This window comes from Desulfosporosinus acidiphilus SJ4 (assembly GCF_000255115.2).
Classification (GTDB): domain Bacteria; phylum Bacillota; class Desulfitobacteriia; order Desulfitobacteriales; family Desulfitobacteriaceae; genus Desulfosporosinus; species Desulfosporosinus acidiphilus.
Genome location: NC_018068.1, coordinates 991,596 through 1,014,721 on the forward strand (window position 1 = coordinate 991,596; position 23,126 = coordinate 1,014,721).

The 23,126-nt window shown below is 43.9% G+C and carries 19 protein-coding genes; 15 read left to right on the forward strand and 4 right to left on the reverse strand.

The annotated features are described in order from the left end of the window. The first annotated feature begins 1,224 nt into the window (after positions 1-1,224). Positions 1,225-2,124 carry a hypothetical protein gene (locus DESACI_RS22965; RefSeq protein ID WP_014825999.1) on the forward strand — a complete coding sequence of 300 codons (900 nt, stop codon included), beginning with the start codon at positions 1,225-1,227 and terminating at the stop codon, positions 2,122-2,124. A 98-nt stretch (positions 2,125-2,222) separates the two neighbouring features. On the opposite strand, the gene DESACI_RS25645 is transcribed toward DESACI_RS22965, so the two are convergent. The 3 genes from DESACI_RS25645 to DESACI_RS04585 form a co-directional block, all read right to left on the reverse strand. Continuing rightward, positions 2,223-2,495 (reverse strand): universal stress protein, encoded by a 273-nt coding sequence (locus DESACI_RS25645; protein ID WP_345788490.1) that lies wholly within the window; start codon positions 2,493-2,495, stop codon positions 2,223-2,225. Positions 2,496-2,577: 82 nt separating this feature from the next. Further along, positions 2,578-3,882, reverse strand: a complete 1,305-nt coding sequence (locus DESACI_RS04580) for an aminotransferase class I/II-fold pyridoxal phosphate-dependent enzyme (RefSeq protein WP_014826000.1) — start codon at positions 3,880-3,882, stop codon at positions 2,578-2,580. A 461-nt stretch (positions 3,883-4,343) separates the two neighbouring features. Beyond that, positions 4,344-5,519: a pyridoxal phosphate-dependent aminotransferase gene (locus DESACI_RS04585; RefSeq protein ID WP_014826001.1), complete on the reverse strand. Its 1,176-nt coding sequence runs from the start codon at positions 5,517-5,519 to the stop codon at positions 4,344-4,346. Between the two features lie 296 nt (positions 5,520-5,815). Here DESACI_RS04585 and DESACI_RS04590 point away from each other — a divergent pair, with 296 nt between their 5' ends. The 14 genes from DESACI_RS04590 to hprK all read left to right on the forward strand — a co-directional run bounded on the left by DESACI_RS04590 (position 5,816) and on the right by hprK (position 22,178). Next, positions 5,816-6,211: a c-type cytochrome gene (locus tag DESACI_RS04590; RefSeq protein WP_014826002.1), complete on the forward strand. Its 396-nt coding sequence runs from the start codon at positions 5,816-5,818 to the stop codon at positions 6,209-6,211. Next, complete coding sequence (locus DESACI_RS04595; protein ID WP_014826003.1) at positions 6,208-7,596, forward strand: cbb3-type cytochrome c oxidase subunit I; 1,389 nt, start codon at positions 6,208-6,210, stop codon at positions 7,594-7,596. The genes DESACI_RS04590 and DESACI_RS04595 overlap by 4 nt, the downstream gene beginning before the upstream one ends. 24 nt (positions 7,597-7,620) lie before the next feature. After that, positions 7,621-9,024 carry an FMN-binding glutamate synthase family protein gene (locus DESACI_RS04600; protein WP_014826004.1) on the forward strand — a complete coding sequence of 468 codons (1,404 nt, stop codon included), beginning with the start codon at positions 7,621-7,623 and terminating at the stop codon, positions 9,022-9,024. 142 nt (positions 9,025-9,166) lie between these two features. Next, positions 9,167-9,940: a DeoR/GlpR family DNA-binding transcription regulator gene (locus tag DESACI_RS04605; RefSeq protein ID WP_014826005.1), complete on the forward strand. Its 774-nt coding sequence runs from the start codon at positions 9,167-9,169 to the stop codon at positions 9,938-9,940. 225 nt (positions 9,941-10,165) lie between these two features. Then, positions 10,166-11,284: a DegT/DnrJ/EryC1/StrS family aminotransferase gene (locus DESACI_RS04610; protein WP_014826006.1), complete on the forward strand. Its 1,119-nt coding sequence runs from the start codon at positions 10,166-10,168 to the stop codon at positions 11,282-11,284. Between the two features lie 47 nt (positions 11,285-11,331). Beyond that, positions 11,332-12,507: a DegT/DnrJ/EryC1/StrS family aminotransferase gene (locus DESACI_RS04615; protein WP_014826007.1), complete on the forward strand. Its 1,176-nt coding sequence runs from the start codon at positions 11,332-11,334 to the stop codon at positions 12,505-12,507. Between the two features lie 522 nt (positions 12,508-13,029). After that, entirely contained in the window at positions 13,030-14,436 is a 1,407-nt protein-coding gene (locus DESACI_RS04620; protein ID WP_014826008.1) for a PTS mannitol transporter subunit IIBC, read from the forward strand. An 11-nt stretch (positions 14,437-14,447) separates the two neighbouring features. Next, positions 14,448-16,493, forward strand: a complete 2,046-nt coding sequence (locus DESACI_RS04625) for a BglG family transcription antiterminator (protein WP_014826009.1) — start codon at positions 14,448-14,450, stop codon at positions 16,491-16,493. Beyond that, positions 16,490-16,930 (forward strand): PTS mannitol transporter subunit IIA, encoded by a 441-nt coding sequence (locus DESACI_RS04630; protein ID WP_014826010.1) that lies wholly within the window; start codon positions 16,490-16,492, stop codon positions 16,928-16,930. Before DESACI_RS04625 ends, DESACI_RS04630 begins: the two co-directional genes overlap by 4 nt. Next, positions 16,931-17,863: a 1-phosphofructokinase gene (gene pfkB, locus DESACI_RS04635; RefSeq protein WP_014826011.1), complete on the forward strand. Its 933-nt coding sequence runs from the start codon at positions 16,931-16,933 to the stop codon at positions 17,861-17,863. A 105-nt stretch (positions 17,864-17,968) separates the two neighbouring features. Next, positions 17,969-19,231, forward strand: a complete 1,263-nt coding sequence (locus DESACI_RS04640) for a zinc-binding dehydrogenase (RefSeq protein ID WP_014826012.1) — start codon at positions 17,969-17,971, stop codon at positions 19,229-19,231. Next, entirely contained in the window at positions 19,231-19,500 is a 270-nt protein-coding gene (locus DESACI_RS04645) for an HPr family phosphocarrier protein (protein WP_014826013.1), read from the forward strand. The genes DESACI_RS04640 and DESACI_RS04645 overlap by 1 nt, the downstream gene beginning before the upstream one ends. Positions 19,501-19,509: 9 nt before the next feature. Beyond that, on the forward strand, positions 19,510-21,207 hold the full coding sequence (gene ptsP / locus DESACI_RS04650; protein WP_014826014.1) for a phosphoenolpyruvate--protein phosphotransferase: 1,698 nt from the start codon (positions 19,510-19,512) through the stop codon (positions 21,205-21,207). 104 nt (positions 21,208-21,311) lie between these two features. Beyond that, a complete protein-coding gene (gene hprK / locus DESACI_RS04655; RefSeq protein ID WP_049804029.1) occupies positions 21,312-22,178 on the forward strand; it encodes an HPr(Ser) kinase/phosphatase in 867 nt (288 codons plus the stop codon). A 290-nt stretch (positions 22,179-22,468) separates the two neighbouring features. Here hprK and DESACI_RS04660 read toward each other — a convergent pair whose 3' ends face one another. Beyond that, complete coding sequence (locus DESACI_RS04660) at positions 22,469-23,011, reverse strand: transcription repressor NadR (RefSeq protein WP_014826017.1); 543 nt, start codon at positions 23,009-23,011, stop codon at positions 22,469-22,471. Positions 23,012-23,126: the final 115 nt, after the last annotated feature.

Genomic DNA, 23,126 nt, shown 5'->3' on the forward strand with positions numbered 1-23,126 from the left:
AAGGTAGGAGTATAGTAAAGTTATTAAACAATTAAAAGGAGATGAAACAATGTCAATTTTAAAAGTAAGCTCATCAAATATAAATTCGCCTATTGCACTTAGGGCTAAGCCGACCGTCCTTATAAATGTCTTTTTAATGACTATGTTCATATTAGCAGCTTTGGATTTATTGGTTGCTTCACTTAGAGGTGATTCTTTAGCGATATACACGATGTTTTTGTTTTTGGACTTGATTTTAACAATTATAGGTATAGTCTTCTGTTCGGATTTGTTAATTCGGCGGAGCCAAAAGTTAATAAGTTGTTTTTTATGTTACATGCTTTTTCTATGGACCTGCTTAACGATTATCAAGCTAATATATTTGGCATAAGTAAGGACTCTTTATACTGACTAAGAAAACTGTTCCTGCCAAGCATATACAGGAACATTTTTGGATTAATGGTTCTCGTCATTAAAAGAGAGCAATTCTGGTTTTAATTTTTTTCGAATGATATTTTCTATGATGTCCTTATGACGGGGAATATGGTCAATTCATCATATTTACTTATTTTAACGTTGATATTTAAAATCATGGAGGGAGGAGTATGTCAAGTAATTAGCGAATTGTATTACCAATGTACCTTTGTGCCGCAAAAAATCTTAATCTAAGGTTGCTGGCGTATGTTGCCGGTAAGATTAGTGCCTAGGAAAACGTTATGAAAACGTATGGTCTGACAGGTATGAGGCAAGTATTCAAAGGGGTGAGAAGATGGTCAAAGTTGATATTGAGGCCCTTCAGTATCTTGAGGAAAGAACGACATCTATCGTTATCGACTTGGATTTCAATCCATCTCTGGGTGGATGAGCTTGTTCCGTAGAGCACGTAACAGGTAGTTACGTTCCTACCATTTATTTAAGAGAACCTGAAGCCAGTGAAATTTTCAAATATAACGTTCAAAAAGTAGGTAACTTAAAAATATATTGTTCGCCGAGGATCGGAGTTGCTAACGGATATTCGGAAATTGAAATTAAACTCAGTAAACTGTTGTTTTTTAAGCGGCTGAAGTTAGCAGGGGCTAGGGCGCTATAACGCTAACGGTGTCTCCTGACAACTTTTTCACAAAGTTCCCATACTTTATTCATAGGAACCACATACCTCTGACGTAAAAAAGTAGTAAATTATAGGCAGGCAATAACTCCGGTTTCCCTGGAAGCATTGAGTTATTGTAAAACATAAGGAGGTGTTTGGTTCCTGTTATGTTGAAAGGGAGCAAAACGAAAACTATTGTTGTAGCTACTGCTATTACTACCCTTCTATCGGCAACGGCTGTATATGCAGCTTCGACCAACAGCAGTCCCGTACATCAAAAAGGTGGTTTTAAAAGCCATCTGGATAGCTTAGTTTCCTCAGGTACTTTGACTCAGTCTCAAGAAGATGCAATTCAAAACGCAGTTTCAACAGCCATGAAGACAAAGGCGTCTAAGGGCGAGTTTAAGAAAGGCCCGGCCCACGGATTTAAAACTGTTTTGGATGGTCTAGTAACAGCCGGGACTATCACCTCAGATCAAGAAACAGCCCTTGTAAACGCAGTTCAAGCTGCCATCAAGACCGGCGCAGCCAACGGCGAATTTAGGAAAGACCTTTCCGACAGATTTAAAACCGTTCTGGATGGTCTCGTAACCTCGGAGACTATCACTTCAGATCAAGAAACAGCCATCGAAAACGCAGTTACAACCGCTGTGAAGACGAACGCAGCTAAAGGTGAGTTTAAGAGAGGTCCTGGGAATGGAGTTAAAACTGCCCTGGATGGGCTAGTAACAGCCGGGACCATCACCTCAGACCAAGAAACAGCCCTTGTAAACGCAGTCCAAGCTGCCATGAAGACCGGCGCAGCCAACGGCGAATTTAAGAAGGACCTTTCCGACGGATTTAAAACCGTTCTGGATGGTCTCGTAACCTCGGGGACTATCACTTCAGATCAAGAAACTGCTGTTGAAAATGCGGTAACATCTGCCGTGAAGACAAGTAAATCTCGTGGTGAATTTAAACAAGGGGTTTCCAACGGAATTAAGACTGCTGTCGATGCTCTCGTAGCAAACGGTACAATTACTCAAGCCCAAGAGAATTCTGTCTTTAACAAGTAGAGTGCAATAAGTATGTTAAAGTAGTCTCCATTATAGAAGAGAGAACCCAATAAAGGCGGGTTCTCTCTTTCTTCTTGTGCTATCAGAGGTTGTTCTCGTCAATCGCGATAATTAATAATCAGAACGGGACAATGGGAATGAGCTAATACTCGCTGAGTAACGCTCCCAATGATAGTTCCCGTGAGAACCCCATGCCCTCGAGTACCCATAACGACTAAGTCAAACTCTCGTTTCATTTCATCTAAGATAGCCTTGGCAGGGGAACCAGATGTTTGTTTCTTTATTAAGTGTATGTTTGCTATCTTTTGATCATTTAAAGTAGCTTCGAAGACTAATTCCCCAGTCTTTTTTATTTGCTCAGGTGTCAGCAGAAAAAATCATAACCAAGATTATAGCCCAGGTATGCTTCTGAAGTGGGAGTTGCATGGAAAAGTTCAACTTCAATAGTTATTGTTATAAGCGTTGTGCCTTCATATCTTGAAATCCCTGATAAATGAGGTCGAAAAGCTGTTTTAACTCTTGCTCTTCAACGCAGGAGAAGGCAACGCGCACATCACTCTCGCCCAGTGAAATGACCCCTACGCCGTATTGATCAAGAAGGTGCAGACGTAAAGCCTCAGCCTTTACACCTTGTTTTAGTTTTAAACACATAAAGTAACCGGAATTAAATGGATAATAGTCCCAGGCATCGTTATAGATTCCCAGATTGAGGATTTGCTTGACTTGAACGGCCCGGTTTTTTAAAAGCTCGAATTTTTCATTCCTTTGAGCTTGGAACTCTGATGATTGAAGGGCATTTAAAACGAACGATTGAGATGGATGAGACGCGCTGGAAATAGTTCCCCGAATACAGCCTAAGGCTTTGTTTTCTAAAGCGTTTAATACCGTCTGATATTTACTGGCAAACGTAATAAATCCAACCCGAAAGCCCCAAACAAAATCTTCTTTAGTGGCTCCATCAACCTTGATCGCTAATATTCGAGGGTGGAGATCAGCAATTCGGGCAAACATGGATTCCTTAATGGAGTTTTCATAAAATAATCCGAAATAGGCGTCATCAGTAACAACCACTAAATTCATACCGAGCTGAGCAACTTCCCTCAGTACTTCTACAATCTCAGAGGCTTCCTGCTCACTGGGAGTATAACCAGTAGGGTTATTTGGGAAGTTAAGTAGTACGAGGGCTTTACCATGATCCTTTTGGGAAAGCAGAGCATCTTTTAAGCCTTTAGTATTAAAGGTTCCCTGCTCGGTATAAAAAGGATAGACGATGTTCTTAGCCCCTCTGCGAACTCCAAAAATAAGATTATAATTACCCCATAATTTATCAGGTAAAACTAGGGGATCGTTTTCATTTAGAAAAAGATCGGCAACAATGCTTAAACCATGGGTCAGAGCATTTGTGACAATGGGGTTACTGAAGCTTTTATCTTTTAGAGAAGGATTTTCATTTAGCATTTTTTTGCGCCAGAGCTGCCTTAACTCAGGTTTGCCTGCAGGGGGGGCATAGGGATACAGATTTTTAGGATCATAATCAGGTAATGTATCCTGAATTACAGGCAAGAACATCGGACGATTATGCTCGGTGGCAATTCCGATGGTTGCATCAAAACGATGAGCCTTTTGCTTCGCTTCTGCGGTTTGAGTCAAGATCCCTTTAGGAAAATATAAATTCTTGCCCAGGTCCGACAATAAGTCATAAACATGGGGATTTTCCTTTTGTATTTGGCTATTTAACTCTTGAGCAATTTCATTCATGAACTCTTCTCCCTTTCTTAAGCAGCCGATCAACTTACCTAAAGCAGGTAAACGGATTTATTTTAGACTGAAAAATCATGTATGAACTAAAATAAATTAATTTGGTTTGATACTCTTTCGGGAATCAGTTTTGAGGATATTATATTTAACCCATATTTTCGCGGCAAATCATGGATTTGCAGGTAACTAAATTCTACACTAAAATGTCGGTTTCCTCCACTAAAATCAAGGATAAAAATGAAAATGGCAATTTTTCTGTTTGCTTGATGCATTTCAAAAAATCGCATCTGCTTTCGCTTGTATAATCATTAAAGAAAGGCGTTGTCATCTCACAATATAATGGTGAAGTGACAACGCCCTTGGTTATTTGTCCCAGCTTTGGGTTTGCTCAGTAGGCTTTCACACACAGGCTCTGAAGAGATCCCATAAAGATATGATTTAAAGAAAGAAATAAAAGATTGCTATTTCAGTTTGCCTAAGGCAGTTTCAATTCGTTCTAAAGCCTTTTGGATATTTTCCACAGAATTGGCATAAGAGAATCGAAGGTATCCTTCACCATAAGAACCAAATGAAGTACCTCCTAAACAGGCGACCCCTGCATCGTTCAAGAGGTAGTCCGCAATTTCCTTACTGTTCCTGTTGAAAGATTTAAAGTTAGGGAAAACGTAAAAAGAACCTTCCGGCAACAGACAGCTTACTTTGGGGATCGAATTTAAACCATTTACCATAATATCGCGGCGTCGTTTAAACTCAGCTACCATCCGGTCGACATCTGTTTGGGGCCCGGTTAGTGCCTCTTTGCCTGCCATTTGTGTAAAAGCGGAAGTACAGGAATTTGAATTGACCATAAGCTGAGAAATCTTATCAGCAATCTCCTGGTGCATGACTCCGTAACCTAAACGCCAGCCTGTCATGGCATATGTTTTTGAGAATCCGTCAAGAATGATTGTCCAATCCTTCATGCCTGGTAAAGAGGCAATGGAAAGGGGATGTGTATTCCCATAGATGATTCGATCATAAATTTCATCGGATAAGACAAGGATTTCTTTGCCTCTCACTAAGTCGGCGATGGCTTCAACATCCTCATGGGTGAGAACTCCGCCTGTTGGATTGCCGGGGGAATTAATGATGAGCATTTTTGTTTTAGGTGTAATCAACTGTGCCAGTTCATTGACATCCAGACGAAATTGTTTTTCTTCCCTCAGGGGTATTGGGACAGGTTTTGCGCCGACAAATCGAATAACGGATTCATAAATCGGAAAGCCGGGATTTGGATAAATTACTTCATCATCGGGATTGACAGTTGCCAGAATGGAGAAAAACATAATGGGCTTTCCGCCGGGCACTATTACAACATTCTCGAATGAAGCTTCCACCTGTTTATGATTCCGGATATAACCGGCGATGGTTTCTCTTACTTCAGGTATACCTGGAGCAGGAGTATAGTGGGTATACCCTTTTGTTAAGGCAAAACAAGCCGCATCGATGATGTTTTTAGGTGTCTCAAAATTCGGTTCACCAATTTCCAAATGAACGATATCTTTCCCCTGAGCTTCAAGATTTTTGGCTCTAGCTAAAACTTCAAAAGCTGTTTCGGTACCTAACAAAGACATCCTCTCAGCAAATACGGATTTCATAACGATAGCTCCTTTACAATTGGTCTTTTATGTAGAGTTCCCTTTGGGAGTTTTACTTGGGCATACGTATCTATAAATTCTTTATTACTCACCCTGACTAAAGGGAATCATCGGTTTTGCTATGAAGTATAGTTTCCCCTTATTCGCAGGATTATGTTATTTGGCCTGAGCTTTGCCGCGCTTTCTTAAGAAACCATTTCGCAAACTCTATGTTAAGTGATTGCTTCCGTATACTTTTAAAACAATAGCTAACACTACCATAAATCAAAATGGACAGAATTGGAAGGGAAAAGATTTTGAAACTGCGAACATTTTTATTATTTAGCAGCTTGTCCTTAGTTTTGTTTGTAGGGATAACTCTCATATCGGCTCGACTTCCTTTTCCTATGCCGGAGCAGGCCGTTGCGGGTAAGCTTGTTTGGCAAAGACATAACTGCATTAGCTGCCATTCCCTGTTTGGCAATGGAGGATATGCCGGCGAAGACTTAACTCATATCACAGGCCAAGAGACTCCGTCCTTTCTCGTCAATTATCTTATCAAGCCGCCGGTGATTCCCCCCAACAAATACACTCATCACCCAGGGCTCGATAAAAGGGATGCCCAAAATCTAGTGTCCTATCTGGAGTTTGTTCACACTATACCAACGTTGGGGTGGCCACCGGAACCGAAAAAGGCGGGGAAGAACTCATGAAGCTGCTAAATTTCTTACCATTTGCCGGAAAGACTCATAAATCCGTGAACCGCAAACAGCAGTTTTTAGCTCAGAAAATCAGCCGCAGATATTGTTTAACGGCTGTAAGTTTATTTGCCCTGCAAAGTGTAGTGGCAGTGGCCGGTGCCTTAGATTTGGTGATGCCTGATTTACCGTCGCCCATTCCTTTTGAATTCGGCAGAGCAATTCATTTGGGTCTGGCTGATCTCTGGCCTCTCATTGGTACGATGGGGATGGTCTACTTTTTCATCACCGCTGAACTTAATCGAGAAATCTATTCTCCTCCTTTAGCGCGTTGGCAGTATTGGATTGTAGTGGTTTTCAGTTTGGCAATTTTTGCGAGTCTCTCTTTAAAGATAGGTAACGGGCGGGAATTTCTCGAAGGGTTGCCTGTTCTTTATTTAGGGATCTGCATATCCTTGGCGATAGCTTCTTATAACCTGGTTCGGACATTGTTAATCGATAAAAGGAATGTTACGCCGGCGGCAGCAGTGATGACCGTTGGGATAGTTTTTCTCTTGCTTTTAATGCTGCCAAATACGATTACTTATCATAATCCTATTACTGATGAAGCAACAAAGTTCTGGATTGTTCACCTATGGGAGGAGATGGCCTTCGAACTTACTTCTGCTGGTTTTATTGCCGGTTTTTATGTGGTTTCCGGCTTGGCAGATCGCAACAAAGTAGAACAGTGGCTCTATCTTGAGGCTTCATTAGCAGTTGTCGGCGGCTTATATGGAACTGGGCATCATTACTATTGGATTGGGTTTCCTGCGATCTGGTTAGTCCTTGGTTCATTAGTTAGTATCGTAGAAGTCATTCCCGTAGGGTTGTTAGTTCATATGACTTATAAGGGTTTAAAATCTAAAAATCTTAGAAGCAGGCGAGAAAAACTGACCCTTTGGCTGTTGCTTAGCAGTATCTTTTATCATATCACCGGCGCATCACTCTTGGGCCTGTTTATAACCATACCATGGGTTAACCTGTATATGCACGGAACCTATGTTACTTCAGGCCACGCGCACCTGGCTTTATTTGGAAGCCTCGGTTTTGTGGTGTTGTCAGGGTGTTATTACATCCTTAGCTGGGGGAGTGAACCCACCAATAAAGGCTATAAAAGCGGTGTTCTAGCGGTGGGGTTACTCAATGTTGGATTAGTCAGCATGGCTGTGGCTTTACTGATTGCCGGCTCGGTAGAGACCTACCTCTGGCGATATTTGGGCATGAATTTTGAGAAGGTTCGGATGCTCCTAAATCCCTATTTAATGATTCGGGCCTTAGGCGGAGGAATTTTCGCCCTTGGTGATCTGCTTTTGTTTTGGCTTTTTTACAAAACGTGGAAGCAAACCAAAGTTAAAAAATAATTACAATTCAAATGGGGTTTAAAAATGCAGATTACAATGCCAAGCTCCTATTGGTCGTTATTATTAATCTTGCTGCTTGTTCTACAGTTGCTTTTGGTACTGCCCTTGGTCATTAGACCGATGATCCGTTATCTAGTGGGACAACAGATCTCCGATTTTATGGACAGGCTCCTTTCGGACAAATACACGCAGAACCTCATGGAAGTTTGGCCCGCAGGAAAACGAATATCAGTACTCAATATTCTGGAGATAGGTTTCCGTGCCCAGCATGGAAAAATTATTACGAGGCCCCTTGGTTCCCCAAAACATTTCCCAGGGTTCGATAATCTGATGTTCGCTCCCAACATCATGGGACGCTTATCACTTCCTGAAAATACGCCGATGAATATGCAGGTGACCATCGGTCCCAAAGCTGATAGACCGATGGTTATCAAAATTCCTATTATGATCGGAGCTATGGCTTACGGAATCGCTTTGAGTGAGGAAGCCAAAAGAGCTTTAGCCAGGGCCGCCAAAACATTGCAAACATCTACCTGTTCCGGCGAAGGTCCCTTCTTGCCGGAAGAACGACAAGAAGCAGGGAACTATACGCTGCAAATTTCCCGTTGGGCTTGGGGGGCCAGGACTCAAGAGCAGATTGAGGCTGCCGACATGTTGGAGGTCCAAATGGGTCAAGGCGCTGACATGGGAACTGTCAGTATCGAAGCCAAAGAATTTCAGGGCAGGGCCCAAGAACTCTCAGGATTGGCACCCGACGAGCCGGCTATAGCCTTTCCGGCGCCGCCGGGAGTACAAAAAAACGGTGATTGGCCGGGGTTTATGAAACAGTTGCGAAAACAAGCCAGGGGAATACCTATTGCCTTGAAAATTATGGCGACAGGTCATCTTGAAGATGATTTAGCCGCTGCAATCCGATTGGGTTTTGATGCCGTTGTTATTGACGGCGCTCAAGGGGGTTCTCATGCCACAACCCCCATTAAGCAGGATGATTTTGGCATTCCCAGCTTCTACGCTTTATGCCGGGCTGTGCGGTTTTTACAGCAACAGGGGGTTCGTGAGCAAATGAGTCTAATTGCGGCTGGGGGGTATTTTACTCCCGGAGAGTGTCTCAAAGCGATTGCTCTGGGGGCGGATGCTATTTACATGGCTACGGTTCCCCTCATTGCGCTGACCCACGACCAAGTCAAGAAAGTAATTCCCTGGGAACCGCCGACGACCCTAGTGTTTTACGATTCCCCTGCCAAAGGGAAACTTAACATCGATCAGGCGGCAACCAGCGTCGTTAACATCATAACCTCTATGGTTCTGGAAATGGAGGAAGGAATGCGTGCCCTGGGAAAATCATCGTTAAAAGAACTTTCGCCGGATGATCTTGTAGCCTTGGATACTTTGACAGCAGAAGTGACCGGTGCCAAAAGAATTTACTGAGTGGTCTATGGACTAACAGAATTGTACCTAAAAATCACCCTTTCCTTTCACGCAAGAAACGGCATTAAGCTGAAAATAATGCTTAACAAAACAGCATAAAAGTGCTATTATTTTCTTAGGTAATGGAAAAGGGGTACATAATATGTTTGCAGAGGAACGCCGAGATAAAATCCTCTCTAAAATTAAGTCCATGAGAAGGGTATTCGCCAAAGAACTTGCGGATGAATTTCAAGTTTCCATCGATACAATCCGCAGAGATCTTACCCAAATGGAAGAGGACGGCCTTCTCAAAAGGACTCATGGAGGAGCCGTTCTATTATCAAAGGTCAGACGGTTCCCAATGGATGAGAAGATACGGTTTAGTGAGGGGACAGAGCACCAGAATGCTGTAGCTAAACTTGCCGCTTCTTTCATCGAACAGGGAGATACAATCTTTATCGGCGGGGCTAGTATTCATTATGTATTACTGAAATATTTGCCGGTGGATCGGGATTTTACAGTGATTACAAACTCCCTGCTGATTGCTGAAAAACTAAAAAACTTTGCCAACATTGAACCCTATATTGTTTGCGGCAAGATAAAAAGCGAGGAAGGAATTGTTGATCCTCTGGCGACAGAATTTATCAGAACATTAAGGATTGATAAAGCTTTTTTAACCGGAGGGGGGATTTCAGCCAGTCATGGCCTGAGCAGTTCAACACCGGAAGGGGCAATTTTTCAGAGGGTTGTGGCGGAGGTTTCCCGGCGAAAAATATGTCTGGCGAATTTTGACAAGGTGGGAACAGAATTCTTTGCCCGAACCTTAGATTTAAGAGACCTGGATGTTCTTATTACCGATTGGGAAGCACCTGATGAAGAGCTTGAAAGAATTCAGCAGAAGGGTGTAAAAGTTTTAATAGCTAATGAGGAGTATTAAGTGAAGAGAATTTATAAGCCCCCTACTTCTATATGTGGGAGTGGGTCCTTCGTAAACCTCAGGTGGGGTAGAGTCCTCCTTCGCCGCGAAGTAACCCTATTGGGAAAGGCGGCTCGGCAATAATGTCCACTGGACATTATTGTATCTGAAGTTCCGATGTTCAGTTTTCCTGAACGAGTTCACTTTTGCTCAAATTATCTTAAAAAGGAAAAGAGGGTTTAAACTATGAAGGTGAGTTTTTATACCTCCCAAAGGGAGTATTCGGCTAAAAAGGACGAGTTTAACACTGCTATTCAGGCGGTGATTGAAAAAGGGAATTTTATCCTGGGCGAACAGGTTGCTCAGTTGGAACAGGGTATTCAACAATATACCGGAGCTAAATATGCGATCGGAGTTGCCTCCGGAACTGATGCTTTGACTATAGCGTCAGATATTCTCGGATTTAAAGACGGCAAAGAGGTTATTACGTCTCCGTTTACCTTTCTTGCTTCTACCTCCTGCATTACTAAGCATAAGGGACGTCCCGTATTTGTAGATATTGACGAAGAAACCTTTGCTATGGACGTAAACAAGATCGAAGAAAAGGTTAATCAACAGACCGTAGGAATTCTTCCTATCCATCTCTTTGATCAGATGGCCGATATGGACAAAATTATGGAGATTGCCGAGAAACATCAACTGAAGGTGTTGGAAGATGCGGCCGAAGCTTTCGGTATGCGATGGAAAGGCAAAGGAGGACTGTATCGCCATGCCGGGACCATCGGTGATTTTGGGGTATTTTCCTTTTTCCCTACCAAAACTCTGGGGGGATACGGGGACGGAGGCATGATGGTTACGAATGATGATGAGCTTGCGCGCAAAGCAAAGTTTTTTCGGGTACACGGGGCGTCGAAAAAGTACCACTATGATTACATCGGTTACAATTCGCGCTTAGATACTCTCCAGGCAGCAATCTTGTCTGTTAAACTTAAGTATATCGATGATGCCATCGCTAAACGAGAGAAGATTGCCAAGCAATATATTGAAAACCTCAGCGATTGTGAGGCAATAACTCTTCCTAAAGTAAAAGGGGATCAGAAACAAGTATATTATGTCTTTAACATTTTAGCAGAAAGTCGCGATCAATTAGCAGAGCATCTAGCTAAAAATGAAATTGGGTACAGCATTTACTATCCACGCCCGCTTCACTTGCAGCCATGTTTCAGCTATCTCGGCTATCGCAAAGGGGATTTTCCGATCGCTGAGAGAGTATCAGAAAATATTATTGCTTTGCCGATTTATCCGGAAATAACTGCGGACGAAGTAGAGTTTGTTTGCAGTACCATTAAATCTTTTTATAAATAATCGCAAATTGGGTTGTGACAAAACATTGAATTGAAAGGAACTTGATTATGACAACGAAGAAGATTCCCTTTTCTCCGCCGGATATAACAGAAGAAGAAATTAATGCAGTGGCTGAAGTATTAAGATCCGGATGGATTACCACGGGGCCGAACTCTAGGCTCTTTGAGGAAGAACTTGCTCATTACTGCGGGACTGGGCATGCAGTTGCTTTAAATAGCGCCACAGCAGGTTTGGAACTGATTTTAAAGGTTTTGGGCATAGATCGGGGCGACGAAGTAGTTACCACCCCTTATACGTATACCGCTACGTCGAATGTTCTTATTCACAGGGGAATTATGCCAACCTTTGTGGATGTTAAAAGAGACAGTTTCATGATTGATGAACAAAAAGTCTATGAAGCCATCACTCCGAAAACAAAGGCAATTATGACCGTTGACATAGGCGGGGTTCCTGTTGACTACAAAGCAATCAGGGACGTTCTGAAAGCTAAAAACCGGCAGGATATTGTGCTGATTTCTGACTCGGCCCACTCTTTCGGAGCAATGTACAAAGGTGAAAAAGTCGGTGGCCAGATGGATTTTCATGTTTTCTCTTTCCATGCCATCAAAAATTTAACAACGGCAGAAGGCGGAGCCATTACCTATAATGACAATGGTTTCCAGGGAAAAGAGGATTTGTATAAAGAGTTTAAGTATACTTCTTTGCACGGCCAAAATAAGGATGCTTTCTCTAAAATGCAAGCCGGTGCTTGGAAATATGATATCTTAACCGATGGTTTTAAATGCAATATGACGGATATCATGGCAGCTATTGGCCGGGTCCAACTTAGGCGTTATGATGAAATGTTACGAAAACGGGCAGAACTTCATCAGGTCTATAGTAAAGTGCTGGGAGAAAAAGACTGGGCCATCCTTCCCTTTGATAAAAGCGAAGAAATGGCATCCTGTCATCACTTATATACCCTCAGACTTAAAGGCTTCACTGAAGAGAAGAGGGACCGGTTAATCCAAAAGATGGGTGAAAAAGACATTGCCACCAATGTGCATTTTATGCCTCTGCCGATGTTTACACTCTACCGGAACCTGGGATACAGAATTGAGGATTATCCAAATGCTCATGCTCAGTATGCCAATGAGATTTCTTTACCGCTCTATTCTAAATTGTCTCTGGATGATGCGGAATATGTTGCCCAAGAACTCATTGAGTGTATTGATTCGTTATAAAGTTATCATCGAAGGTAATTATAGATTTTACAAGTGGGCAGCCTATTAAGGCTGCTTTTTTGTACTATAAGAGCCCCCCATGCCGCTGCGCAGCATCAGCATATTATGAAAATCTTTGTAAGCTTTACCGCCTCTCCAGGTCATGAGTTCACTCTAGTGGGCGAAGCTGAGTACCTTTGAGATCTTTAGCGTCAATGCAACCTTGCCATACCGCTGACCACGACGATAAGCGGACAAGCTTATTGCTACACTGCAACTCATTTCATATACTCTTGCCGTGCGGATTTGGTCGAGTTTCTCTGAAGCCAAAAAAGTGCGATACCCTCTATGAGAGACTATCGGAATAGCTAGAAGAGGCAGTCGATTTCGAGAAATTATGACTTACAGTATTTTCCGAAAATTGGCAACAAAATAATTGTTAAAATTGTCAGTAAAATGCGGTGTCAAGATTGGTTTTCTTTGAATTGTAAATTCAGGTGGCCGGGCTTAAGATGAATTCAACAAATCAAAGGAGGTATGGACATGTCAGCAAATGCAAGTTCCTTTGTCAACAGCGGCGGAAAGACAAAAGCCAAGATCCAGCGGTTCGGCGGTTTCCTGGCCGGAATGGTTATCCCCAATATCGGCGCCTTTATTGCCTGGGGGTTGATCACAGCTTTTGTTATTCCAACGGGATGGTGGCCTAATGCTTATTTAGCGAAAATGGTCGGCCCGATGATTTCCTATCTGCTGCCCCTCTTAATCGGTTATACGGGCGGCAAACTCGTCTATGGTGTCCGGGGCGGAGTTGTCGGGGCCATTGCCACCACGGGTGTCGTAGTGGGAGCTTCGATTCCAATGTTTCTCGGCGGTATGATTATGGGACCCTTTGGCGGCTGGATCATTAAAAAGTTTGACCAATTGGTTGAAGGAAAAGTGCCTACTGGTTTCGAAATGCTAGTTAACAATTACTCGGCGGGAATCTTGGGTGCCTTACTTGCGATCCTAGCCTATGTTGTCATCGAACCTGTTGTGCAAGGTTTTTCCAATGTCTTAGGCGGTGCTGCTGTTGCTGTCACCAATGCAGGATTACTTCCCCTGATTGCAATTTTTATCGAACCCGGTAAGATCTTATTTTTAAATAACGCGATTAATCACGGGGTTCTCTCGCCTTTAGGAATTCAACAAGTTAAAGAAGTCGGCAAATCGATCTTCTTCCTCCTGGAAACAGATCCTGGTCCTGGCTTGGGAATCTTAGCCGCCTATTGGATGTTTGGCAAGGGTATGATTAAACAATCAGCTCCCGGCGCAATTATCATTCAGTTCTTTGGCGGTATTCACGAAATCTATTTCCCTTATGTTCTTATGAAACCCCTCTTATTGCTTGCCGTTATCGGCGGAGGCATGGCCGCTGATTTTACCTTCGTAGTAACCCATGCTGGATTAGTGGCTACGCCTTCACCGGGCAGTATTTTTGCCGAAATGACAATGACCCCTAAAGGCGGCTTCCTGCCAGTTATGCTTGGCATCGCAGTCGGTGCGGTGGTTTCCTTCCTGATTGCTTCAGTTATTTTAAAACGGGATAAAACTGAAGCCAGCGATGACGATCTTTTCAGTGCTCAGCAAAAGGTTTCCCAATTGAAAGCTGAAAGTAAAGGCCAAAAATCCACCCAAATGCCAAAGCTGATCATCTTTGCCTGCGAGGCGGGTATGGGTTCATCGGCTATGGGAGAGTCTATTCTCAAGAAAACAATTAAAGATGCAGGTTTAAGTATTGAAGTGCATCATTCGGCAGTCAACCAGATTCCCGCGGAAGCTGATGTTGTCTTTACCCAGGAGGGACTGGCAAGTCGTGCTGCTGAGGTTGCCCCAAATGCGGAAATTGTCACTGTCAAAAACTTTTTAGATAAAGCAACGTATGTGGAGTATGTCAACAGTTTAATTAAATAGGTTGTGAGAATGTGGAAGAATTAACTGTTCGGCAAAAGTTCATATTGAATAATCTTATGGAGAAAGGTCCCTTTACACTTAAGGGCCTTTCTCAACAGATTGACGTCAGCGAGAGGACGATTTCCCGGGAGACTTCTGCTCTGAATGATTGGCTTAAACAGTACAAAGTGCGAATCTCGGAAAGCGGGGGAAAGCTCTATGTCGACGGAGCTGAACGGGATTTAGGCAAAGTCAGGGAAAGCTTTAAAGAAATCCCTCCTCTCTGGCTTCTTACCCAAGAGCAGCGTCAGGTTCTGATCACAGCTCAGCTCTTACTGGCGGATGAGCCTATTAAATCGGCTTATTTTAGTCATCAATTTAACGTTGTTGAAGGAACTATAGGTTTCTACCTGGACAAAATTCAAAGCTGGCTGCAGGAAAAAAACCTGACGTTAGTTCGCAAAAGGGGCTATGGCCTGGAAGTTAAAGGTACGGACTGGTTTAAGCGCAATGCGTTTGTTGATTTAATCTACAATTATAAACCTCTTAGTGAATTATTGACGTTTCTCTATGAAGACAGCAAAGATTATTTGTTACTAGCCTTTTTTAAAGTAACATTTGGGGAAAAGTTAACCTCCTTAACCAAAGAAATAATCGATGAAATTTATGAAAACGTGTCTCTGACAAATGACCTTAAGTTTTTCAGCGCTTATATCCACTTGCTTCTGGTCATTAAACGAGCTGAGAGTAAGAACCCAATTGAATTGCCCGCACAACTGGTACAGGATATTCTCACTTCAGAGGAATTTGGCTTTATGACTCAAGTGGAGGAAATTCTCCACAACTACGATATCAATCTTCCTAAGAGTGAACTTGCCTATTTAGCGATTCACTTACAGGGGGACAGGAAGTTACTTGAGAATGAAGATGAAGCCAAGAGGCTGGGGTTCGAACTGGATGATTTGATTCGCGAAATGATTCATCTGACGGCAAAAAAACTTAATCAGGAGATCATTTGTGATGAAACTCTTCTCAAGGGGCTAATCCAGCATCTTAATCCGGCCTTATACCGTTTGACAATGGGGCTGGAAGTCAGAAATCCGATCATCAATGACATCAGGCACTACTACGAACAGCTATATAATGCGGTTTCTTATGCATGTCGGCATGTTTTCTCTAAATATAATTTAACAATTCCTAGTAATGAAATTGGCTATCTTACTATGCATATTGGCGCTGCTCTCGAACGGCAGAATAAGCATGAGAAAAAAAACAGTATGCTGATCATTTGCCCCAATGGCATGAGTACAGCCAAAATGCTTTATCACAAAATCAGAAATGAATTTCCTGAATTCGAAACCATCGATATCTGTTCTTTGCGGGATATGCACGATAAGATCAAAGATGGTTATACCATGGTGGTTTCAACGGTTAATATCGAGCCTAAAATCCTACCGGACCTGACAGTCATCTCTCCTTTTCTGCCTAATGAAGATATCGAAAAAGTAAGGGAAACATTAGCGAGAGCAGGAAAAGAGGGGGCTTTAAAAAAGAACCCTTCCTTACCTGTCAGTGAGCCTGGTGAAATAGAAAAAGATTTTAACACGGCCAATATCATGCTCCAGAATTTTCAGCTGATACCTTTGGAGGCTGAAAGTTATCAGGAGATCATTAAAGAAATTGCCCAAGAAATAAATGCTACGCATTTAATGGATGATGAAGAAAGAATCTATGAGTTAATCACCAAACGAGAAGAAAAAGGGAATGTCATTATTCCCGGACGTCATATAGCCCTCATTCACTTTCGGGCGGAGGACACCGCCGGTCCGTTTGTGAGTGCTTATCGCCTCAAAGACTTTATAGAAATCAAAGGAGTCGGGTACTCTTCTGAAGAAGTTGATACGTTTCTCGTAATGCTGGCACGCAAAGATGAAAGCAATTATATTCTTGAGCTGCTGGGGAAAATCAGCGTAGCTTTGCTGGAGAATGATTATTTTGCTGAGGTTTTGCGTTTCGGAGATTTGAAAGATATACGCAGCGAATTAGTTGAAATCCTAAACAAGGAGGAAGAGTCGTGAATCAGGAAATATTTAACGAAAACAATATAATTTTAAACCTGGCTTCTGAGTCCAAGAGAGAGGCTATTTTAAGAGCGGGTGAACTTCTGAAAAAGAACGGTTACGTGCAGCATGACTATCTGGAAGGGATGGAAAAGCGGGAAGAGAGTTTAACAACGTATGTGGGAAATGGCGTTGCAATTCCTCATGGACTGCCGGAATATATCCAATATATCGTGAAATCCGGCCTGGTAATGCTCCAATATCCCGAAGGTGTCGATTTTGGCGAGGGGAATACAGCTTACGTTGTCATTGGAATTGCCGGCAAAGATGACGAACATCTTGAGCTGCTGTCGACCATTGCTTTGGTCTGTCAAGAGGAAGAGAATGTAACGAAGCTGAAAGTAGCTTCAAGCAAACAGGAAGTTCTGGAAATTCTGGCCGGTGGTGATGATTAAATGATCAAAACTGTCACCTTGAACGCTGCAGTGGATAAAACCGTTGAAGTACAGGATTTTCGCTTGGGGGCTGTCAATCGAATCTCTAAACTTCAATTGGATGCCGGAGGAAAAGGTATTAACGTCTCCAAGGTTATTCAAGCATTAAAGGGAGAAAGCATAGCCCTGGGTGCTTTGGCCGGGCGAAATGGCGAATTCATTCAAGCAGAACTGGAGCGCAGAGGGATTGTTCACGATTTTCTTTTCGTGCAAGGGGAAACGCGGGTCAACTTAAAAGTTGTGGATCCGGTGAATTCAACCTTTACGGATATCAACGAGCCGGGAATCGTGATCTCTGAAAGTGAGCTTGAGCAAATAGAGGCTAAAATATTTCAAGGCTTCACTTCTGAGACGAGCTTGGTTCTTTCCGGCAGTGTCCCCAGTTATGTAACTCCTTCCATTTACCGGCGCTGGCTGGAACGGGCCAAAGCCCTGGGGGGAAAAACGTTTTTAGACGCCGACGGTGAGTTGCTGCGTGAAGGGATTAAAGCAAAACCCTTTCTTGTCAAGCCCAATCTCCACGAGCTGGAAAAACTGGTAGGACAAAGGCTTCCTAATTTAGAGGACGTGGTTAAAGCTGCTCGGAATATACTGCACCAAGGGGTTGAGGTTCTAGTAGTTTCACTGGGTGCGGAGGGAGCGCTCTTCGCTTATGAGGATCAGGTCATTCAGGCCGAAGCCTTATCAGTTGACGTCAAAAGTACGGTTGGAGCGGGAGATTCTATGGTAGCTGCCCTGTCCCTGGTTCCGCCGGGTGAGGATTATCTGCAGCGGGCGGCCCGCTGGGCTATTGCTACAAGTGCGGCTCAAGTGACCACACCGGGCACTCAGCCGCCGGAGTTAGATACAGTGCTTGCTTATTTGAATCAGGTTCGTTATCGCAGGTTGACCTAAGTTGTAGTTAAGAGAAGAATAAGATATGATAGTTCGAATAAAAACAGACTTTGCTTAAGTGTGGAGTTTATGCATTTTGACATCAGGAGCAGGAGGAGTAATGTAATGAAAACAAAAGCTGTGCGCTTATACGATGAAAATGATCTGCGTTTAGAGGAGTTTGAACTCCCGGAGATTACCGATGAGGAAATTTTGGTGGAAGTCATCTCAGACAGTGTTTGCATGTCCACGTATAAAGCGGCAATTTTAGGGAAGAAGCACAAACGGGTACCTCAAGACATTGATGTTCATCCAATTATCGTGGGTCATGAGTTTGCAGGCAATATTGTCAAGGTCGGTGAAAAACTAAAGGGCCAATTTAAGGAAGGGAATAAGTTTGCCCTGCAGCCGGCTTTAAATTACAAAGGATCTATGTGGTCACCGGGCTATTCGTACCGCTATTTCGGCGGGGATGCCACCTATAATGTTATTCCCCGGGAGGTTATGGAAATCGGCTGTTTTCTTAACTATTCGGGAGAATCCTATTACGAAGCTTCCTTGGCAGAACCTATGTCTTGCATCATCGGAGCTTTTCATGCCAGCTATCATACGAGCATGGGCAGTTATGAGCACCGCATGGGAATTGTAGAGGGCGGTAAAATGGCCATGCTGGCTGCTGCCGGCCCCATGGGCTTAGGCGCTATCGACTATGCTCTGCATACGGATCGTCGTCCCTCATTGTTAGTTGTCACAGATATCGATGAAGAGAAACTTTCCCGGGCCCGTACCATCTTCACGGAACAGGAAGCAAAAAAATGCGGGGTTGAATTAATATTTGTCAATACCAAAGATATGGACGACGCTCCGGCGAAGTTGCGCGCTTTGACCGGTGACACAGGCTTTGATGACGTTTTCGTTTTTACTCCGATTAAACCTGTCGTAGAGCAAGGAGATCAGATCTTAGGCCGTGACGGATGTCTTAACTTTTTTGCCGGTCCGACGGATCCTCAATTCGGAGCACATTTGAACTTGTATAATGTCCATTACGGCTCGACTCATGTCATGGGTACAACCGGCGGGAATACGGATGATCTTTTGGAATCGCTGAAATTGACGGAAGAAAAGAAAATTAATCCTGCCGTAATGGTCACACATGTTGGCGGTTTGGATGCCGTGGCAGAAACAGTTCTGAATCTGCCTAAAATTCCCGGCGGAAAAAAATTAATTTATACTCATATTAATATGGAATTAACGGCCATCGAGGATTTTGCCAAGCTGGGAGTTAATAATACGCATTTTGCCTGCCTGGCGGATATTGTTGCCAATAATAAAGGACTTTGGTGTGCTGAAGCAGAACGTTATTTGCTCGAAAAATGGAGGGATAAATAATGCTGACCCGTGAGTTGGTGATAAATAACAAATCAGGGCTTCACGCTCGTCCGGCATCCCTATGGGTTCAAACTGCAAGTCGTTTCCGCAGTAAAATTAAAATTAAGCACGGAAATTCCGTGGTGGACGGCAAAAGTATTTTAGGAATTCTTTCCTTAGGTCTGTCCACGGGCAGCGTTTTTGAGCTTTCTGCTGAGGGCGAGGATGAAGCAGAAGCTGTTGCCGCTCTGGAAAAATTAATGAGTGATCTTGAAACTCAAGATAAGTAGGTTGATCGTATGGAAAATAATATTTGGCACGGACTTGGGGTCTCGGCGGGACGTGCCGCCGGACCAATCTGGTATATGAAGGAATTCCATACAGATGCTGCAGGGGAAATTTCCGGGGTGCGTTCGGCGGACGAGGAAATGGCCCGGTTGCAGCAAGCCGTAACCCGGACCGAAAAGAATTTAACCGCTCTGGAAGAGAAAGTAAAGGCTGAACAAGGCGAGGAAGTAGCTCAAATATTCGTGGCCCACAAACTCTTACTCAGCGATCCTTCGTTTGTTGGCGAAGCTTATCAACGCTTAGAAAAAGGGCAGTTAAGCGCGGAACAGGCTCTTCAGGAAGTAGCGGCCGAAGCAGTGCAGATGCTGCGCAGTCTTGATGACCCCTATTTTCAAGAGCGCGCAGTCGATGTCCAGGATGTTTTAGGCCAACTATTAAAGAGCCTTCAGAATGTACAAGAGGATGCGGCCGATCTCTTCCCCCCAACGGGAAATTATGTGGTTTTGGCGGATGAGTTGACCCCAGCCCAAACCATTGCTTTACCTAAAGACAGAGTTCTGGGTTTTATCGTGCGCCAGGGTGGGAAAACTTCTCATGCAGCAATTTTGGCCCGCACCTATGGTATTCCGGCTCTCGTCGGCATGGCGGAAGGCTGGGATGCCTTAACCCAGCAGAAATGGCTTGAATTGGACGGTGACGAAGGCTGGGCTCGGCCATCTGCCGAGAATCAGGTTGCTTTTGCCAATAACGGCGAAGGGAACGACGATATTTCTGGCGAAAGTCCCTTGCTTAGGGGAATGATTTTTGCAGCGAATATCGGCAGCCCCGGTGACTTGCCTCTTGTCGAGAAGTTTAAGGCTCAGGGGATCGGATTATATCGAACAGAATTTTTGTTTATGGGAGAAGAACTTCCCAGTGAAGAAGAGCAGCTGGAAGCCTATCGTCAAGTCGTTGCTGCCTGTTCACCCCATTTGACGGTCATTAGGACCCTAGACATCGGGGGAGATAAAAAAGCCCCGGCTTTGCATCTTCCCCAAGAGAAAAACCCCTTTCTCGGCGTTCGTGCCCTGCGGCTTACTTTACGGCGTCCTGAACTTTTTCGGCAGCAGCTGCGGGCCATTTGGCGAGCCTCTGCAGCAGGACCAACGGCGATTATGTTTCCCATGATTGCAACGATAGAGGAACTTGAAAGAGCCAAGGAAAACCTTTGGGCAGCGCGAGAGGAAGTTTTGCAGGCAGGTTATGAGATCGGAGAGCTTCAGGTCGGGATGATGATTGAAATTCCTTCGGCAGCCTGGCTGGCGGACAAATTCGCTCCTAAGGTTGATTTTTTCTCAATCGGCACCAACGACTTGACTCAGTATATGTTGGCTGTAGACAGGGAAAACCCTGAACTGGCTGAGCTCAATCAGCCTTATCATCCCTCAGTTTTGGCTATGATCGCCCGAGTCAGTCAGGCTGCCCTGCAAAACGGGATTTGGACAGGGATTTGCGGTGAAGCCGGAGGAGACCCGCTTCTAGCGCCTTTCTTCAAAGCAGTCGGTATCAAAGAGTTAAGTATGGCACCGGGGTCTTTAGCTAAAGTTCGAACCGCCTTAGCAAAGCTGGAGCAGTCAAAGGAAGAACAAGAAAGATTGGTAAGTTCTGTTCTGGATTGCGCATCTACTGCTGAAGTTGTAAATACCCTTCAAGCCTATAAGGCAATCTGATAAATAACGGAATAGCAGGGAACTGAGACTACTCATGCTTAGAGAAGTGGTGTTCCACGATTGGATGAACTTGGAATATTTGCGAACTCGGGAGGAGAATCAAACTGGTAACGGTTAGACAATTAGTGGAGGAATTTGAGTTTAGAGTCATAGCAGGCAAAAGGGGTCTGGAGAAGGAAATTACTGACTACAGTCTTAAACGACCCAGCGCCGAACTGGTGGGTTATCTAACCTATTTGACTCCCCAGAGGATTCAGATTTATGGACGCACTGAATTGGGCTTGTTTGAAGAGCTTTCTCCTCACCTGCGTTATGATAATTTGGCCAAGGTTATGATTGGGGAAGTACCCTGCCTCATTGTTACAAGAGGGCTGCCGATTCCCCCGGAATTTATCCAGTTAGCGGAGGAAAGAGATATACCGCTGTTGGCCAGTGATCGCTCCACCACGCAGCTTTATTATTTGCTGATTCGCTTTCTCGCTAATCGCTTGGCGCCTTCAACTCTGGTTCATGGGGTTCTGGTGGATGTTTTTGGCGTGGGGGTTTTGATTACCGGAGACAGCGGCATTGGGAAAAGTGAAACTGCCTTGGAGTTAATTCGCGGCGGGCATTTATTAGTGGCTGATGATGCCGTTGAAGTGCAGCGGGTTGATGAGGAAAATTTGCATGGCAGAGCACCGCAATCCATTCGCCATCTTCTCGAAGTAAGGGGCCTTGGCATTTTAGATGTCACGAAACTCTTTGGGGCAGGGTCTGTTCGTGAAGAAAAGGAAATCAATCTTCTCGTGGAATTAGAAGAATGGGAAGAAGGGAAGTATTATGACCGCTTGGGTCTTGATCCTCCTCAAACCTCAACAATTTTAGGTATCCCTGTCCCCAAAGTGACAATTCCGGTTCGCCCAGGCCGTCATCTCGCCTCCATCATCGAGGTAGCGGTTATGCAGAACCGCCTGAGAAGCAGGCGGAAATGAGAGGATTGGCTCAACCCAGCCAGTTGCCTGCGACTGAGGCTCGCCCGCTAAGTATTCAAGTGATATTCAAATTACACTGGGGGAGTTTACTTTAAGAGGCAAAGTGACTACAAAAGCCCGATAAAAATGAATTAGGCAAACTATTTGTTAAGTTTCCTAGCGATAATATTGGTTTAAACAATTAACGCCTATTATAAACGTATCATGATGATATGTTTATAACAGGCGTTTTTTGTGTTATCAGCCCCCTATGCCGCTTAGCGGCGGCATCGCTGATGAAAGCACATGTCTTATTCTTTAATATCAACTAGAAATCCTTCTTGCTTCAGAGCTTCATAAACTTGTTTCAATACTTCCTCTGACGGAGCCTCGATGGTATGAAGATGCAGGCCGCCGGTTAACGAAGATAGTAAGTAAGCATTGTTCTCGGACATTTGGACCAAGAATTTTTTAACATCCAAGCGGCTTCTTAGTTGGAGGGGACGAAAAATATTGCCATATACGGAATGCTCTACGCCGACATCGAGTACACTAACGCCATGATCCACTAAGATGTTCAATTCTTTCTCAGTGTCTGAGGGTGAATGACGGCTGTATATAATTCTTTGCAGACCCTTGGGGCCAAAATCTGAAGAATATAGATAACCGTGAGGAGTAGCAATCACCGGTTCCTCTGAGGCCCGGAGAAGGGCTATATCTTGAACAATAACCTGGCGGCTGACCCCTGTAAGTTTTGCTAGGGCGGCTGCTTTGATGGGTTCTTTGCTGTTTTTTAATAGTTTTAACAAGTGATCTCGGCGTTCTTGACCGGATAAACCCTCTTTTTGGCTCATTTAATCACCTACTTCTATCTGATTTTAATACGAGGTCTGAGAAGTTGTCAAATGGTGTCTTGACACGTGACAAGATGATATGGTAAAACAAAATAAATATAAATTTAGCAGTTTG

Bases quoted from the DNA above. Each gene is read 5' to 3' on its own strand.
- DESACI_RS04660 (WP_014826017.1), bottom strand. From the start codon at position 23,011: ATGAGCCAAAAAGAGGGTTTATCCGGTCAAGAACGCCGAGATCACTTG.
- DESACI_RS04605 (WP_014826005.1), top strand. From the start codon at position 9,167: ATGTTTGCAGAGGAACGCCGAGATAAAATCCTCTCTAAAATTAAGTCC.
- DESACI_RS04585 (WP_014826001.1), bottom strand. From the start codon at position 5,519: ATGAAATCCGTATTTGCTGAGAGGATGTCTTTGTTAGGTACCGAAACA.
- DESACI_RS04615 (WP_014826007.1), top strand. From the start codon at position 11,332: ATGACAACGAAGAAGATTCCCTTTTCTCCGCCGGATATAACAGAAGAA.
- DESACI_RS04640 (WP_014826012.1), top strand. From the start codon at position 17,969: ATGAAAACAAAAGCTGTGCGCTTATACGATGAAAATGATCTGCGTTTA.
- DESACI_RS04595 (WP_014826003.1), top strand. From the start codon at position 6,208: ATGAAGCTGCTAAATTTCTTACCATTTGCCGGAAAGACTCATAAATCC.
- DESACI_RS04645 (WP_014826013.1), top strand. From the start codon at position 19,231: ATGCTGACCCGTGAGTTGGTGATAAATAACAAATCAGGGCTTCACGCT.
- DESACI_RS04620 (WP_014826008.1), top strand. From the start codon at position 13,030: ATGTCAGCAAATGCAAGTTCCTTTGTCAACAGCGGCGGAAAGACAAAA.
- DESACI_RS04580 (WP_014826000.1), bottom strand. From the start codon at position 3,882: ATGAATGAAATTGCTCAAGAGTTAAATAGCCAAATACAAAAGGAAAAT.
- DESACI_RS04610 (WP_014826006.1), top strand. From the start codon at position 10,166: ATGAAGGTGAGTTTTTATACCTCCCAAAGGGAGTATTCGGCTAAAAAG.
- ptsP (WP_014826014.1), top strand. From the start codon at position 19,510: ATGGAAAATAATATTTGGCACGGACTTGGGGTCTCGGCGGGACGTGCC.
- DESACI_RS04600 (WP_014826004.1), top strand. From the start codon at position 7,621: ATGCAGATTACAATGCCAAGCTCCTATTGGTCGTTATTATTAATCTTG.
- pfkB (WP_014826011.1), top strand. From the start codon at position 16,931: ATGATCAAAACTGTCACCTTGAACGCTGCAGTGGATAAAACCGTTGAA.